The 13434-nt window shown below is 67.9% G+C and carries 15 protein-coding genes; 5 read left to right on the forward strand and 10 right to left on the reverse strand.

The window, feature by feature from the left end; all coding sequences use genetic code 11:
- Positions 1–71 precede the first annotated feature (71 nt).
- Positions 72–392, reverse strand: coding sequence for an Hsp20 family protein (locus GWK15_RS24210; protein WP_168043988.1), 321 nt, complete (start codon positions 390–392; stop codon positions 72–74).
- Between the two features lie 192 nt (positions 393–584).
- On the opposite strand from GWK15_RS24210, the gene GWK15_RS24215 reads away from it, so the two are divergent.
- From GWK15_RS24215 to GWK15_RS24230, 4 genes are all read left to right on the forward strand, one after another.
- The gene (locus tag GWK15_RS24215) at positions 585–1544 is read left to right on the forward strand and encodes a radical SAM protein (RefSeq protein WP_168043989.1); all 960 of its coding nucleotides are present in this window, start codon (positions 585–587) and stop codon (positions 1542–1544) included.
- Between the two features lie 75 nt (positions 1545–1619).
- A complete protein-coding gene (locus GWK15_RS24220; RefSeq protein ID WP_168043990.1) occupies positions 1620–2000 on the forward strand; it encodes an OmpA family protein in 381 nt (126 codons plus the stop codon).
- Positions 2000–3793 (forward strand): DNA helicase RecQ, encoded by a 1794-nt coding sequence (gene recQ / locus GWK15_RS24225; RefSeq protein ID WP_168044026.1) that lies wholly within the window; start codon positions 2000–2002, stop codon positions 3791–3793. The genes GWK15_RS24220 and recQ overlap by 1 nt, the downstream gene beginning before the upstream one ends.
- A gap of 98 nt (positions 3794–3891) precedes the next feature.
- Entirely contained in the window at positions 3892–4461 is a 570-nt protein-coding gene (locus tag GWK15_RS24230; RefSeq protein WP_168043991.1) for a hypothetical protein, read from the forward strand.
- Between the two features lie 15 nt (positions 4462–4476).
- Here GWK15_RS24230 and grxD read toward each other — a convergent pair whose 3' ends face one another.
- The 5 genes from grxD to GWK15_RS24255 form a co-directional block, all read right to left on the reverse strand.
- A complete protein-coding gene (gene grxD / locus GWK15_RS24235) occupies positions 4477–4815 on the reverse strand; it encodes a Grx4 family monothiol glutaredoxin (protein WP_168043992.1) in 339 nt (112 codons plus the stop codon).
- Between the two features lie 12 nt (positions 4816–4827).
- A complete protein-coding gene (locus tag GWK15_RS24240; RefSeq protein WP_168043993.1) occupies positions 4828–5061 on the reverse strand; it encodes a BolA family protein in 234 nt (77 codons plus the stop codon).
- Positions 5061–7289: a phosphoribosylformylglycinamidine synthase subunit PurL gene (gene purL, locus GWK15_RS24245; protein WP_408892085.1), complete on the reverse strand. Its 2229-nt coding sequence runs from the start codon at positions 7287–7289 to the stop codon at positions 5061–5063. The genes GWK15_RS24240 and purL overlap by 1 nt, the downstream gene beginning before the upstream one ends.
- A 47-nt stretch (positions 7290–7336) precedes the next feature.
- A complete protein-coding gene (locus GWK15_RS24250; protein WP_168043994.1) occupies positions 7337–7900 on the reverse strand; it encodes a transposase in 564 nt (187 codons plus the stop codon).
- A gap of 67 nt (positions 7901–7967) precedes the next feature.
- A complete protein-coding gene (locus GWK15_RS24255) occupies positions 7968–9266 on the reverse strand; it encodes an AAA family ATPase (protein WP_168043995.1) in 1299 nt (432 codons plus the stop codon).
- Positions 9267–9774: 508 nt separating this feature from the next.
- Here GWK15_RS24255 and GWK15_RS24260 point away from each other — a divergent pair.
- On the forward strand, positions 9775–11193 hold the full coding sequence (locus tag GWK15_RS24260; protein WP_168043996.1) for an LCCL domain-containing protein: 1419 nt from the start codon (positions 9775–9777) through the stop codon (positions 11191–11193).
- Positions 11194–11377: 184 nt separating this feature from the next.
- Here the strand turns inward: GWK15_RS24260 and purQ are convergent, their stop codons facing one another.
- The 4 genes from purQ to purC all read right to left on the reverse strand — a co-directional run bounded on the left by purQ (position 11378) and on the right by purC (position 13414).
- Positions 11378–12073: a phosphoribosylformylglycinamidine synthase subunit PurQ gene (purQ, locus tag GWK15_RS24265; RefSeq protein ID WP_168043997.1), complete on the reverse strand. Its 696-nt coding sequence runs from the start codon at positions 12071–12073 to the stop codon at positions 11378–11380.
- Positions 12074–12089: 16 nt separating this feature from the next.
- The gene (locus GWK15_RS24270) at positions 12090–12317 is read right to left on the reverse strand and encodes a hypothetical protein (protein WP_168043998.1); all 228 of its coding nucleotides are present in this window, start codon (positions 12315–12317) and stop codon (positions 12090–12092) included.
- A gap of 1 nt (position 12318) precedes the next feature.
- Entirely contained in the window at positions 12319–12558 is a 240-nt protein-coding gene (gene purS, locus GWK15_RS24275) for a phosphoribosylformylglycinamidine synthase subunit PurS (protein WP_168043999.1), read from the reverse strand.
- A 91-nt stretch (positions 12559–12649) separates the two neighbouring features.
- Positions 12650–13414 carry a phosphoribosylaminoimidazolesuccinocarboxamide synthase gene (gene purC, locus GWK15_RS24280; RefSeq protein WP_168044000.1) on the reverse strand — a complete coding sequence of 255 codons (765 nt, stop codon included), beginning with the start codon at positions 13412–13414 and terminating at the stop codon, positions 12650–12652.
- Positions 13415–13434 lie beyond the last annotated feature (20 nt).

Below are 13434 nucleotides of genomic sequence, written 5' to 3' on the forward strand. Positions count from 1 at the left end.
GAACGGCGGCGTGGGCATGGTGGCACCTCCACCACACCCAGAATCACGCCCCGCCGCGTCGCTCCAAGCGATTAATGGGTCCTGAGCCTAGCGCTTGCCTGCGCCGGGTCGGCCGCCCAGGGCAGCCGGACGCTGCGCGTGAAGGCGCCGTAGCTGCGCTCGGAGATGTGCAGCCCGCCCTTGTCCTCGCTCGTCTCCTGCCGCTTCTCGCCGGACAGGGTCAGCATGTCGCCTTCCAGCGACAGCTCGACATCCTTTTCCTCGAGGCCCGGCAACTCGGCCGTGACGACCAGGCCCGTGTCGGTTTCCTTCATTTCGAGCGAGGGCGCGAAGCCGCCGGCCCTTGCCAATCCGCCGCCGCCACCGAACATCTGGTCGAAGACCCGGTTCACTTCGCGCTGTAACGTTCCAAAGAGATCTGGCGAAGACCCGGACGGAGACATTGGAACGCGCGAAACCATGACCTCATCCCTCCTTGCGAAAGGGCCCGCCGGGTCGCCACCCGGCATGGCCGGATGCATCGCATCTAGGCGTCCGCGCGCGGACCTTCATTGCCCTGGATCAATCGGGCCGGACACCGCTGCGTGACAGGGCTTGCCGTCGCCGCGCCCAAGCGGCTCGATCCCGCCAAGTTCCAGGACCCCGTTGTGACGGCGAAGGGCGAGCGCCGTGCCGTCGTCGCGTTCGCCGGCCTCCGGACGCTCTGGGTCAACACCGGCACGCTGTGCAACATCACCTGCCGCAACTGCTACATCGAAAGCAGCCCACGCAACGACGCGCTCGTCTACATCACGGCGGAGGAGGTAGCAGGCTACCTCGATGAGGCAGTCGCGCTCGGCACGCCGCTCGAGGAGGTCGGCTTCACCGGCGGCGAGCCCTTCCTCAACCGCGACCTGCCCGCGATGCTCCGCGACGTGCTCGGCCGCGGGCTGCGCGCGCTGGTGCTGACCAACGCCATGAAGCCGATGATGAACCACGCGGCGGCGCTGCTCGACCTGCGCGCGGCCTTCGGCGACCGCCTGACCATCCGCGTCTCGCTCGACCACCATGACGCCGCCCTGCACGACCTCGAGCGCGGAGAGGGCACCTTCGAGAAGACGATGGAGGGTCTGGCCTGGCTCGCGCGCCACGGTTTCACCCTGCATGTCGCCGGCCGCGCCGCCTTCGGCGGGGAGGGCGAGGCGGCGATGCGCACGGGCTACGCCGACCTGTTCGCGGCCCACGGCATCCCCGTCGACGCCGCCGATCCCGTCGCCCTGATGCTGTTCCCCGAGATGGACGCCGAGGTCGACGTGCCCGAGATCACCGAGGCTTGCTGGGGCATACTGCGCAAGTCGCCCGACAGCATGATGTGCGCCTCGGCCCGCATGGTGGTGAAGCGGCGCGACGCCGCGGCGCCGGCGGTCGTCGCCTGCACCCTGCTGCCCTACGATCCCGCCTTCGAACTCGGCGCGACCCTGGCCGAGGCCGCCCGCCCCGTCGCGCTCAACCACCCGCATTGCGCGAAGTTCTGCGTCCTCGGCGGGGCGGCGTGCTCCCGCTAGGAGCCTCGACTCCCGGTTGACGGCGCCCGGCGCTTCGCGCGACCAAGGGAGGCCTTCGAACCGGAGTCGACCCCGATGCGCCGCCGCTCCCTCTTCGCTGCCGCCCCCGTCCTGCTGGCCGCCGCCTGCGCGAACGAGCCGGCCTCGCCGGTCATCACCGTCTTCTTCATGGAAGACAGCGCGACGTTGAACGCGGAGGCCCAGGACGTCGTGAAGGCCGCCGCGCGTCGCGCCGCATCCGCCACCGGCCCGGTAACGGTGCTCGGCTTCGCCGGCCCCGCCGGCGGCGCCGCCTACAACCGCGCCCTCTCCGAGGCCCGTGCGCAGCACGTCGCCGACCTGCTCGTCGCAAACGGCGTGGCGCGCGATCGGATCCGCATCGTCCCCCGCGGCCCCGTGCCCTTCCAGGACATGCCGACCGAGAGCCGGCGCGTCGAGATCCGCATCGGCGGGTGATGGACCTCCTGGAGGACCCGCCGGAGGTCCTCCGCCGGGTCTTCGGCTACGAGGCCTTCCGGGGCCGGCAGGAGGAGATCATCCGCCACGCGACCGGCGGCGGATCGGGTCTCGTCCTCATGCCGACAGGCGGAGGCAAGAGCCTCTGCTTCCAGGTGCCGGCGCTCTGCCGGCCCGGTGTAGGCGTCGTCGTCTCGCCCCTCATTGCGCTGATGGAGGACCAGGTCGCCGCCCTGCGCCAGCAGGGCGTCGCTGCCGCGGCACTGCACTCCGACCTGCCGCCGGACGAAGCGCGCGCCGTGCTGCGCGACCTGCATGGCGGGCGGCTGAAGCTGCTCTACGTCTCGCCGGAGCGGCTCACGCTCGACGGCATGCTGCAGAGGCTGGACGAGATGCCCATCGCCCTCTTCGCGGTGGATGAGGCGCATTGCGTCAGCCAATGGGGCCATCACTTCCGGCCGGAGTATCGCGGCCTCGGCGTGCTGGGGGAGCGTTTCCCTGGCGTGCCGCGCCTGGCGCTCACCGCGACCGCCGACCCGCGCACGGTCGAGGACATCCGCCTCCAGCTCGACCTCACCGAGGCGCCGGTCTTCCGCGCTTCCTTCGACCGGCCGAACATCTTCGTCTCGGCGGCGCCGCGGGACAGCGAGCGCGGTCAGCTGCGCGCCCTGATCCGCGAGGTCGGCGGCTGCGGCATCGTCTATTGCGGCAGCCGCGCCAAGACCGAGAGCACCGCCGAATGGTTGCGCGCCGACGGCCATGACGCGCTCGCCTTCCACGCCGGCATGGATGCGGGCGCGAAGCGGGAGGCGCACCGCCGCTTCGCCCGCGGCGACGACGTCATCATGGCCGCGACCATCGCCTTCGGCATGGGCATCGACCGGCCTGACGTGCGCTGGGTCGCGCATCTCGACCTGCCGCGCAGCCCCGAGAGCTGGTACCAGGAGATCGGCCGCGCCGGGCGCGACGGGCTGCCCGCCCGCGCGCTGCTGCTGTTCGGCGCCGGCGACATGGCGATCGCCCGCCACCGCATCGCCGAGAGCCCCGCGAGCGAGGAGCAGAAGCGCGTCGAGCGCTCGCGCCTCGATGCCATGATCGCGATCGCCGAGGCCGCGACCTGCCGCCGCGCCCTGCTGCTGCGCTGCTTCGGCGAGGAACCCGCATCCGACGACTGTGGTGCCTGCGACGTCTGCCGCACGCCGCCGCGGATGTTCGACGGCACGGTCGCGGCGCAGAAGCTGCTGTCTGCCGTCGTGCGGACGGGCCAGCGCTTCGGCGTCGGCCATGTGGTCGACGTGCTGCGCGGGCGGCTGACCGACAAGGTCGCGCAGTTCGCCCATGACAAGCTGCCGACCTTCGGCATCGGCAAGGACCTCAGCGACAGCGCCTGGCGCGGCGTCGCGCGACAGCTCGTCGCGCGCGGGGCGCTGGACGTCGCGGTGGAGAACCATGGCGAGCTGGTCGCCACCGAAGCCGCACGACCCGTCCTGCGTGGCGAGGCGCCGGTGATGATGCGGCAGGAGGCCGTACAGCCGGCATCGCGTCGCGCCGCATCGGCCGAGGCGCGCGTGGGGTCCGACGATCCGTGCTTCGAAGCGCTGCGCCTTTGGCGGCGGGGCGTCGCGCAGGAGCAGTCGATCCCGGCCTATGTCGTGGCCGATGACCGCACCCTTGCCGGCATCGCGGCGCGGCGGCCGACGACGATCGATGCGCTGCTCGAGGTGCCGGGGATGGGGCGGTCGCGCGTCGAACGCTACGGTGTGGAGATCCTGCGCATCCTGCGGGAGGTCTGAGCGACCTGCGTCACCCTGCGGTCACGCGTCATGAAGCGACGCATGGGTGGTAAGGTGGGGCGCGTCTATCGTGCTGCCGCCCAAGGAGGGATGCCGCCATGCGCCGATCGATCCTGCTCGCCTCAACCTGCGTGACGCTGCTCGCCGCGGCGCCGGCCCGCGCGGACGATATCTCCGACGCCATCACCGAGGCGCAGCGCGCCTACCAGGGCGGGCGAGTCCAGGCGGCGCAGACGGCGCTGCAGGAAGCGCTGCAGCTGCTGGCCCAGCGCGCCGCAGCCAACCTTGCCGCCGCGCTGCCGGATGCGCTGCCGGGCTGGACGGCGGAGGAGGCGAGTTCCTCCGCCACGGGGGCCGCCGGATTCTTCGGCGGAGCGAACGCCTCGCGCCGCTACACCAACGCGCAGGACCAGTCGGTCGAGATCCAGGTGATGAGCGACAACCCGATGATCGCCCAGCTGGGCGCGGTGATGTCGAACCCGATGCTGGCCGGGGCGATGGGGCGGCTGGTGCGGATCGGCGACCAGCGCGCGATCCAGGGCACGGACGGCAATGTCCAGATGCTGGTGGACAACCGCATCCTGGTGCAGGTGCAGGGCGACGCGCCCGCGGAGGCGAGGCTCGCCTACGCGCGGGCGATCAACGTCACCAAGCTGGCCGGGCGGTAGCGCCCGGCGCAGCGATCAGGCCTCGGCCTTGTGGGGGATTTCCTTCTCGGCGAGCAGGGTCGCCAGCTCGCCGGACTGGAACATCTCCATGACGATGTCGCAGCCGCCGACGAACTCGCCCTTCACGTAGAGCTGGGGGATCGTCGGCCAGTTGGTGAAGGCCTTGATGCCCTCGCGGATCTCCATGTCCTCGAGCACGTTCACGCCCGCGAAGGGCACGCCCATGTGGCTGAGGATCTGGACGACGCGGGCGGAGAAACCGCACTGCGGGAAGACCGGCGTGCCCTTCATGAAGAGCACCACGGGGTTCTCCGTGACGGTGGCCTGGATGCGGTCGAAGGTCGGGTTGGACATCGGGTCGGGGTCCTATTCCGGAGCGGAGGTCTGGAGGGCGAGGGCGTGCAGGACGCCGCCCATGCGGCCCTGCAGCGCGGCGTAGACGATCTGGTGCTGCTTCACGCGGGAGATGCCGCGGAAGGATTCCGAGACGACCTTGGCCGCGTAGTGATCGCCGTCGCCGGCGAGATCCTCGATGGTCACATCGGCATCGGGGAGGGCTGCCTTGATCAGCGCCTCGATCTCCGCCGGTTGCATCGCCATCAGGCCTTCCCTCCCATCAGCGCGGGGAGCGTCGCCTCGTTCGCTTCCCGCAGAGCCGCAACCGATATGGACCGGCCGTCGGCCATTACCAAGGCCCCGCCGCCCGAACGCCCGATGCGGGCGGCGGGGACGCCGGCGGCCTCAGCCTCCGCGAGAATGCCAGCGGCGTCGGAGACGGCAAGCACGTAGCGCCCCTGGTCCTCGCCGAACCAGAAGGCGTGCTCGGGGGCCTCGGTGGCGGGGGCGGCGAGGGTGGCGCCGATGCCGGTCGCCATGGCCATCTCGGCGATCGTGACCAGCAGGCCGCCATCGGCGCAGTCGTGGCAGGCCAGCACCTCACCGGCCCGGATGCGGGCGCGGACGAAGTCGCCGTTGCGGCGTTCCGCGGCCAGGTCCACCGGGGGCGGGGCGCCTTCCTCGCGGCCGGCGATGTCGCGCAGCCAGAGGGACTGGCCGAGCCAGCCTTCCGTCTCGCCCACCAGGATCAGCTCGGCGCCGTGGGGCATGCCGAGGCCGATCGCGTCCGCCGCATCGTCGATGACGCCGACGCCGCCGATCGCGGGGGTGGGCAGGATCGCCCGGCCCTCGGTCTCGTTGTAGAGGGAGACGTTGCCGCTCACGACCGGGAAGTCGAGGGCCTTGCAGGCCGCGGCCATGCCGCGCACCGAGGCGGCGAACTGGCCCATGATCCGCGGCTTCTCGGGGTTGCCGAAGTTCATGTTGTCGGTGATGGCCAAGGGCAGCGCGCCGGTCGCGGTGATGTTGCGCCAGGCCTCGGCGACGGCCTGCTTGCCGCCTTCCTCGGGGTCCGCGACCACGTAGCGGGGGGTGCAGTCGGTGGTCATGGCCAGCGCCCGGTCGTGGTCCTCGATCTTCACGATGGCCGCGTCGGCGCCGCCGGGGCGCTTCACCGTCAGGCCGTTCACCAGGCTGTCGTACTGGTCCCAGATCCAGCGGCGGGAGCAGAGGTCGGGTGTCGCGACCAGGCGCAGCAGGGCGTCCTCGATCGTCGTGGGGTTCGCGACCGTGCCGGGGGCGAGGACGGGATGCTTCGGGGTTTCCTCGGTCGGGCGGCGGTAGAGGGGGGCTTCCGATTCCAGCGGGGCGAGGGGGATGTCGGCTTCCACCTGGCCCTTGTGGCGGATGACGATGCGGCCGGTGTCGGTGAGGTGGCCGATCACCGCGAAGTCGAGTTCCCACTTGGTGAAGATGGCCTCGGCCAGGGCTTCGCGGCCGGGCTTGAGGACCATGAGCATGCGCTCCTGGCTCTCGGAGAGCATCATCTCATAGGCGGTCATGCCTTCTTCGCGCTGGGGGACGTTGTCCAGCACGAGCTCGACGCCCATGCCGCCCTTGCCGGCCATCTCGACGCCGCTGCTGGTCAGGCCGGCGGCGCCCATGTCCTGGATGGCGACGATGGCGTCGGTGGCCATCAGTTCCAGGCAGGCCTCGATGAGGAGCTTTTCCGCGAAGGGGTCGCCGATCTGGACGGTGGGGCGCTTTTCCTCACTGTCCGCGCTGAATTCCGCTGACGACATGGTCGCACCGTGGATGCCGTCGCGGCCGGTCTTGGAGCCGACATAGACCACGGGGTTGCCGACGCCGGTGGCGGCGGCGGTGAAGATGCGGTCGGCCTTGGCGATGCCCACGGTCATGGCGTTGACCAGCGGGTTGCCGTTGTAGGCGGGGTGGAAGTTGACCTCCCCGCCCACGGTCGGGACGCCGACGCAGTTGCCGTAGCCGCCGATGCCGCGGACGACGCCGTCGATCACCTGCTTCATCCGCGGCGCGTCGGGGGCGCCGAAGCGCAGCGCGTTGAGGTTGGCGATGGGGCGCGCGCCCATGGTGAAGACGTCGCGCAGGATGCCGCCCACGCCGGTGGCGGCACCGTTGTAGGGCTCGATCCAGCTGGGGTGGTTGTGGGATTCCATCTTGAAGACTGCGGCGAGGCCATCCCCGATGGCGATGACGCCGGCATTCTCGCCCGGGCCCTGTATGACCCAGGGGGCCTTTGTGGGCAGTTCCTTCAGCCAGACGCGGCTGGATTTGTAGGAGCAGTGTTCCGACCACATCACGGAGAACACGCCGAGCTCGGTGAGGGAGGGGGTGCGGCCGAGGATGGCCAGGCAGCGTTCGTATTCATCCGGCTTGAGGCCGAATTCGGCGGCGAGCTGGGCGGCGCGGGCGGGGTCGAGGGAGACGGGGGCGGCGGCGGTCATGTGCGCCATGTCGACCGGCCGGGCCGCGCTGTCCAGAGGCTTCGCCGCGGGGCCTGTCATGACCAGCCCAGGCGGAGCGCGCGGGGCAGGTAGCGGACCCCGGCGCAGCGGCGATGGAGCCTGCGGAGGGATCGCAGGAGGCCGATGAAGATGCCGTCCTGCACCGTGTTCTGGGGCGCGGGCGGCAGGCGGAGGTTGCGCCGCATGTTTTCGGACAAATTGGGGTTCGGGACCTTCCCGGGCGGTCCGTTCAGGGCCTGGAGGAAGCCGAGGCGGCGGATGAGGGCGATGAAGCGGAGCCCTCGGATCCGGATGGCGCGGCGGCAGGCGCGGAAGATGAGGGGCGCGATCTCATTCAACGGGTGTCTGGGATCATTGTCCTTGAGGGCTTCGAGCAGTTTCTCCCACAGGCCGGCATGGGTGAGGCGGCGGAAGTAGCGGGAGACGGTGTCGGGCTTGCCGTGTTCGGGCGGGAGGGCGCGCCAGGGGGCAGTGGTGGAAGTTAGGTGGAATATGGCGTCCATGCGGGCGCGGAGGTCGCCGATCTGCCGGCCGGCGGGGGAGCGGGGGAGGATGTAGGGGAGGAGGGAGAGCCATTGGGGGTCGGTGAGGGGGCGCATGCCTTACGGCTAGCATATCGAGGCAGAATAGGCAATAATTCCTTTTTTGGCCGCTGGCCGTGTCCACTCATTCGCTCTTCGAGAGCTTCTTTAGGCCGTTCCGAGAGACTTCTATCTCATGGCCACCAATATTGAGTTTGAGGCGCGAGGCTTCCCCAAGAAGTGTGGATGCTAAGTGGTCTGCGGGGCTTTGATCGGGCATCTCGCTTCGTGTTGCGTCGGAAAAGAGGTTCCTGGATAGAGCGTCAAGAAGTTGGTTCGGTATCGGAGAGTCTTGAGAGCTTTTCCATTCGAACGAAGTCTCAACAAGCCAGCTCGCTCTATCGATATCAAGTTCCAATTGCCTTAAATGAAATTCTGCGTCGGCATGGCGATCAGACCATTTTGTTAGCCATTTGAGATACCAAATGACAAGTCCAGCAGCAAAAAACGAAAACGCTGCGGATTTCACAGAAAAAATCGCACGAGCCCAGTAATCGCCTTCTGGAATATTTTGACTCAAAGTCCAAAAAACACCTAAAGAGGAAAGTCCAACACCTAAAATAACAGCAAAATGAATAGGCCATCGAAGTGATCGAGTCTGTTTAGTTAGTCTAAAATGTTCTTTATATGAATTCAGCTGCTTCTTTAAGTTTTGGCGTATTTCACGTCGAGCGTGCGTATTATTTCGATCGTCGAGGGCTTGTCTCTGTGCCTCAAGGGCGTCCGCCTCATTCTTGATGGCGTCACGAAGAGTGCGCTCATCTTCGGATAATTGTACGGTCTTCTTATAGTATTCTTCTTCGAGAATTTTCTTTCTATTATCGAATTCTTTTTCAAAATTCAGACGTTTTTCGGTGAAATTATCACTTATTGCGAGCATTTTACTTTCAAGAGCGGAAATCAGCTGGTGGTGCGTTTCAACCACGCCGCGTAGCGTGCTGCCCGGATCAGGCAATAAGAGCGGTGTAGATTTCGAAATAAGATCGTTTTGTATCAGTTGGTTGATATCAAACGCCATAGCCGCGTCTGCATGCTCGACGCCCGATATTTGTATGGTATCGACGTAAACAGAGGGCTCGATCAAGGTTCTTGAATTCGAATTGAGTTTTGGCTCGCCCCTTTGAAAGGTCACACTGACGTGCACGGGGGAACCGTTGTTAGTTCTTCCGTGTATCGCTTTATTGGATGTTATTCGAGATACGATGTATCCATCGGATTCTATTATTTTCTCTATGATGTCGTCTGATGGAAACTTGATGGTTTCGTGTGAGCCTATGAGATTAATTGTGGAATTGGAGAAATTAAGTGTCTCTTCCAGAGCTTCAAAGAATTTGAGGGCTTGTCTGTCGGGTGTTCTTGGTATGGGCTTATATTCTTCGGTCATTTGATCTCATAATCTCCGCTGCAGGGTGTCGAACGCCCTGAGATTCGAATGATCTAAGTCAACGAATCGCGCCTGTGAACCAGATCTTGATCGTTTGGACGGTGCTATTGTCCGTAGAAGTATGCATGGCGACGCTTGCGCGCCGTCAATATGAATTCGTTGCAGGCGCGCTCCATTCGTCCCGGAAGAGCACCGTTTTCAAGCAAGTCCAAGCTGAATTGTCAGAACAGAAGGTGCAGGAAACTAAGTTTCCTGCCGGGGTGCAGGGGCAGAGCCCCTGCATAGCCGCAGCGTCAGGCGGAAGCGGGGGACGCGGGCGACTTCGGCCATGGTGCGTTGGTCGCGAAAGCGTCCACGCAAGGCAAGGGCCAGGCGCGCGGGGCTGATCCGCCGATCGGTGGGGCGCGGTGACGGGGCCGGCATGGCCGCGCCGGGATATCGCTGATGACGGCGGGGCGGGCGCGGTGGCAAGCTGCGCCGGCCGGTCTTCCTCGGGATCGACAAGGCGATGCGAACCCTCCTGATGCTGCTGTGCCTGCTGCCTGGCCTGGCGGTGGCGCAGAAGAACGACACGGCAGGCGGAACCGGCACGGCGCCCGCGCCGCCGGCCGTATCCTCGTCCACCAGTGCACCGCAGCCCTGCCCGGATGACGCCAGCGCCCTGGCCGGCACCGGCAGCGCGCTGACCTGCACCTGCCCGGAGGCCGGCAGCGCGCACCAGGCGGTCTGGGGCAGCGGGCCCTATACTGCCGACAGCGCCATCTGCGCCGCCGCCCTGCACGCCGGCGCGGTGTCCCGGCGCGGCGGGGCGGTGACGCTGCGCATCCTGCCCGGGCAGTCGCGCTATCCGGGCAGCACGCGGAACGGCGTGCAGAGCACCACCTACGGCTCCTACGAGGCCAGCTTCCAGTTCGACGGCGTGCAGGCTGCGACCGGGCCGCAGCCCTGCCCCGACGACATGACCGCCTATGCCGGCAGCGACGAGAAGCTCACCTGCACCTGTCCCGCCGTCGGCAGCCCGCGCGGCGCGGTCTGGGGCACTGACACCTACACCGCGGACAGCGCGGTCTGTGCCGCGGCCCTGCACGCCGGCGCGGTGTCCCGGCGCGGGGGCGAGGTAACGCTGCGCATGCTGGCGGGCCGCCCGCGCTATCCGGGCTCAACGCGCAACGGCGTGCAGAGCATCGACTACCCCGACTACGGCGCCAGCTACGCCTTTCTCGGCGTCTCCTCCGGGCCGCAGGTCTGCCCCGACACCATGCTGTCCTACGAGAACACCGACGAGACGCTGACCTGCGTCTGCTCCGGAGAGGCGGTGGCGCGCGGCACGACGATATGGGGCAGCGGACCCTACACTGGCGATTCCAATGTCTGCCGCGCCGCCCGCCATGCCGGCGTGGTGCCGGTGACCGGCGGCAGCGTCACCGTGCGCATGCTGCCCGGCGAGCCGCGCTACGCCGCCAGCAGCCGCAACGGCGTGCAGAGCATGGCCTTCGGCGACTACGGGTCGAGTTACCGCTTCGAGGGCGCGCAGAACATCACTGCCGCGGCCCCCGTGCAGGCGCCGGTGGCGGATTCGCTGCGGCGGACCGGCCGCGTGTCGCTCTACGTCACCTTCCGCACCAACTCCGCCGATCTCGACATCAGCGCCGCGCCGGTGCTGCAGCAGGTGCGCGACGCGCTGCAAGAGGACCCGGCGCTGCGCCTGCGCCTGATCGGCCATACGGACAACCAGGGCGGGCCGACGGTCAACGTGCCGCTCAGCCAACGGCGTGCCCAGGCGGTGCGGGTATGGCTGGTCCAGAACGGCATCGCGCCCGACCGCCTGTTGGCCGAGGGCCGCGGCCAGAACGAGCCGATCGCGGACAATGCGAGCGAGCCGGGCCGGGCGCTCAACCGTCGGGTCGAGGCGGTACGGGTGGAGTGATCCCGCGCGGCCTTCGGCCGTCGACGGAACCGGGGCCTGGATGGTCGGCATGGCCGGCGAGGGCTTCATCTCGACCGGTTCGGCGACGTGGCGGCGGCCGAGCCCGCGGCGCGGGCGGTTGCTGCGCGGGTCGGCGTGCCGGTCTTGCGGCGCGGCACGCGCGAGGCGCCGCGCTGAGGCCTGCTCAGGCGGCGGTGAAGGCCTCAGCCAGGCTTTCGAACATCGGCAGGCCGTCGGTGCCGCCCATCAGCGGGTCCACCAGGTCTTCCGGGTGCGGCATCAGGCCGCAGATGCGCAGGTTGGGGGAGAGGATGCCGGCGATGTTGCGGGCGGAGCCGTTGCGGTTGGCGGCTTCGGTGACGGTGCCGTTCTCGTCGGTGTAGCGGAAGGCGACCAGGCCTTCGCCTTCCAGGCGGTCGAGCGTCGCGTCGTCGGCGAAGTAGTTGCCGTCGCCGTGGGCCATGGGGGCGCGGAAGACCGCGCCCTTCTGCCAGCGGGAGGTGAAGGCGGTGCCGGCGCGTTCGACGCGCATGTGGCAGTCCATGGACAGGAAGCGGAGGGAGGCGTTGCGGAGCAGGCCGCCGGGGAGGAGGCCGGCCTCGATCAGGATCTGGAAGCCGTTGCAGACGCCGAGGATGTGGCCGCCCTTGGCCGCGAAGTCCTTGATGTCCTTCATGACGGGGGATTGGGCGGCCATGGCGCCGCAGCGGAGGTAGTCCCCGTAGGAGAAGCCGCCGGCGAGGACGACGAGGTCGAGGCCTTTCGGCAGCTCCTCGCGGTGGAACAGCATGAGGGGGTCGCGGCCAGTCACGCGCTTGAGGGCGATGCGCATGTCGCGTTCGCGGTTGGTGCCGGGGAAGACGACGATTGCGGCTTTCATGGCGTGCTTCCTGGTGTCAGCCGATGGCGAGGCGGAGCCAGTGGATCCCGCCGAGGACGATCATGGTGGCGCCGGCGGCGATGGCGGCGGCGGTGACCCAGCGGTTCACCGTGCGCTTGCCGCGGGTGATGATGTCGAGGCGGGGGGTGGGGCGCGAGGTGGCGAGGCGGTCTTCCCGCCAGCGCAGCCCGGTCGCGATGAGGAAGGTGAGCACCATCATCGCGACGAGGCTGGCCTTGATCATGTCAGGCGAGCTCGACGCGGAAGGATTCGATGACCGTGTTGGCGAGGAGCTTGCGGGCCATGTCCTCGGCGGCGGACTTCGCCTTCGCGGGGTCGGTCTCGGTGAGGTCGAGCTCGATGACCTTGCCGGCGCGGACGTCGTTGACGCCGGCGAAGCCGAGGCCTTCGAGGGCGTGGGAGATGGCCTTGCCCTGGGGGTCGAGGACGCCGGCCTTGGGCATGACGTAGACGCGGGCTTTCATCGATGGGACATCCGATTCACGTTTCCGCTGCTCGACGACACGTGGAGAGCGCGCTCTCCGCGCGCCGTCTCCGCCCTCCGACGATCGGAGGTCATTGCATGCTCTCCGGGCCCTTCATGTCGCGGGCGCCGGCCTCGGGCAGGATGCCGAGGCGGCGGGCGACTTCCTGGTAGCCTTCCTCGACCTTGCCGAGGTCGCGGCGGAAGCGGTCCTTGTCCATCTTCTCGCCGGTCTTGGCGTCCCACAGGCGGCAATTGTCGGGGGAGATCTCGTCGGCGAGGACGATGCGCATCTCCTCGTTTTCCCACAGGCGGCCGAATTCGAGCTTGAAGTCGACGAGGGTGATGCCGACGCCGAGGAGGAGGCCGGTGAGGAAGTCGTTCACGCGCAGCGTCAGGGCGACGATGTCGTCGAGGTCCTGGGTGGAGGCCCAGCCGAAGCAGGTGATGTGTTCCTCGGCGACCATGGGGTCACCGAGCTGGTCGTTCTTGTAGTAGTACTCGATGATCGAGCGCGGCAGGCGCTGGCCCTCGGGGATGCCGAGGCGGGTGGCGAGCGAGCCGGCGGCGACGTTCCGGACGACGACCTCGAGGGGGATGATCTCGACTTCGCGGATCAGCTGCTCGCGCATGTTGAGGCGGCGGATGAAGTGGGTCGGGATGCCGATCTCGGTCAGGCGCGTCATCAGGTATTCGCTGATGCGGTTGTTGAGCACGCCCTTGCCGGTGATGGTGCCCTTCTTCTGGGCGTTGAAGGCGGTGGCGTCGTCCTTGAAGTACTGGACGAGGGTGCCGGGTTCCGGGCCCTCGAACAGGATCTTGGCCTTGCCTTCGTAGAGCTGTCGGCGACGTGCCATGGCGGTTGGAATCCCTCGGG

Origin of the sequence: Neoroseomonas oryzicola (assembly GCF_012163135.1) — a bacterium.
Classification (GTDB): Bacteria; Pseudomonadota; Alphaproteobacteria; order Acetobacterales; family Acetobacteraceae; genus Neoroseomonas; species Neoroseomonas oryzicola.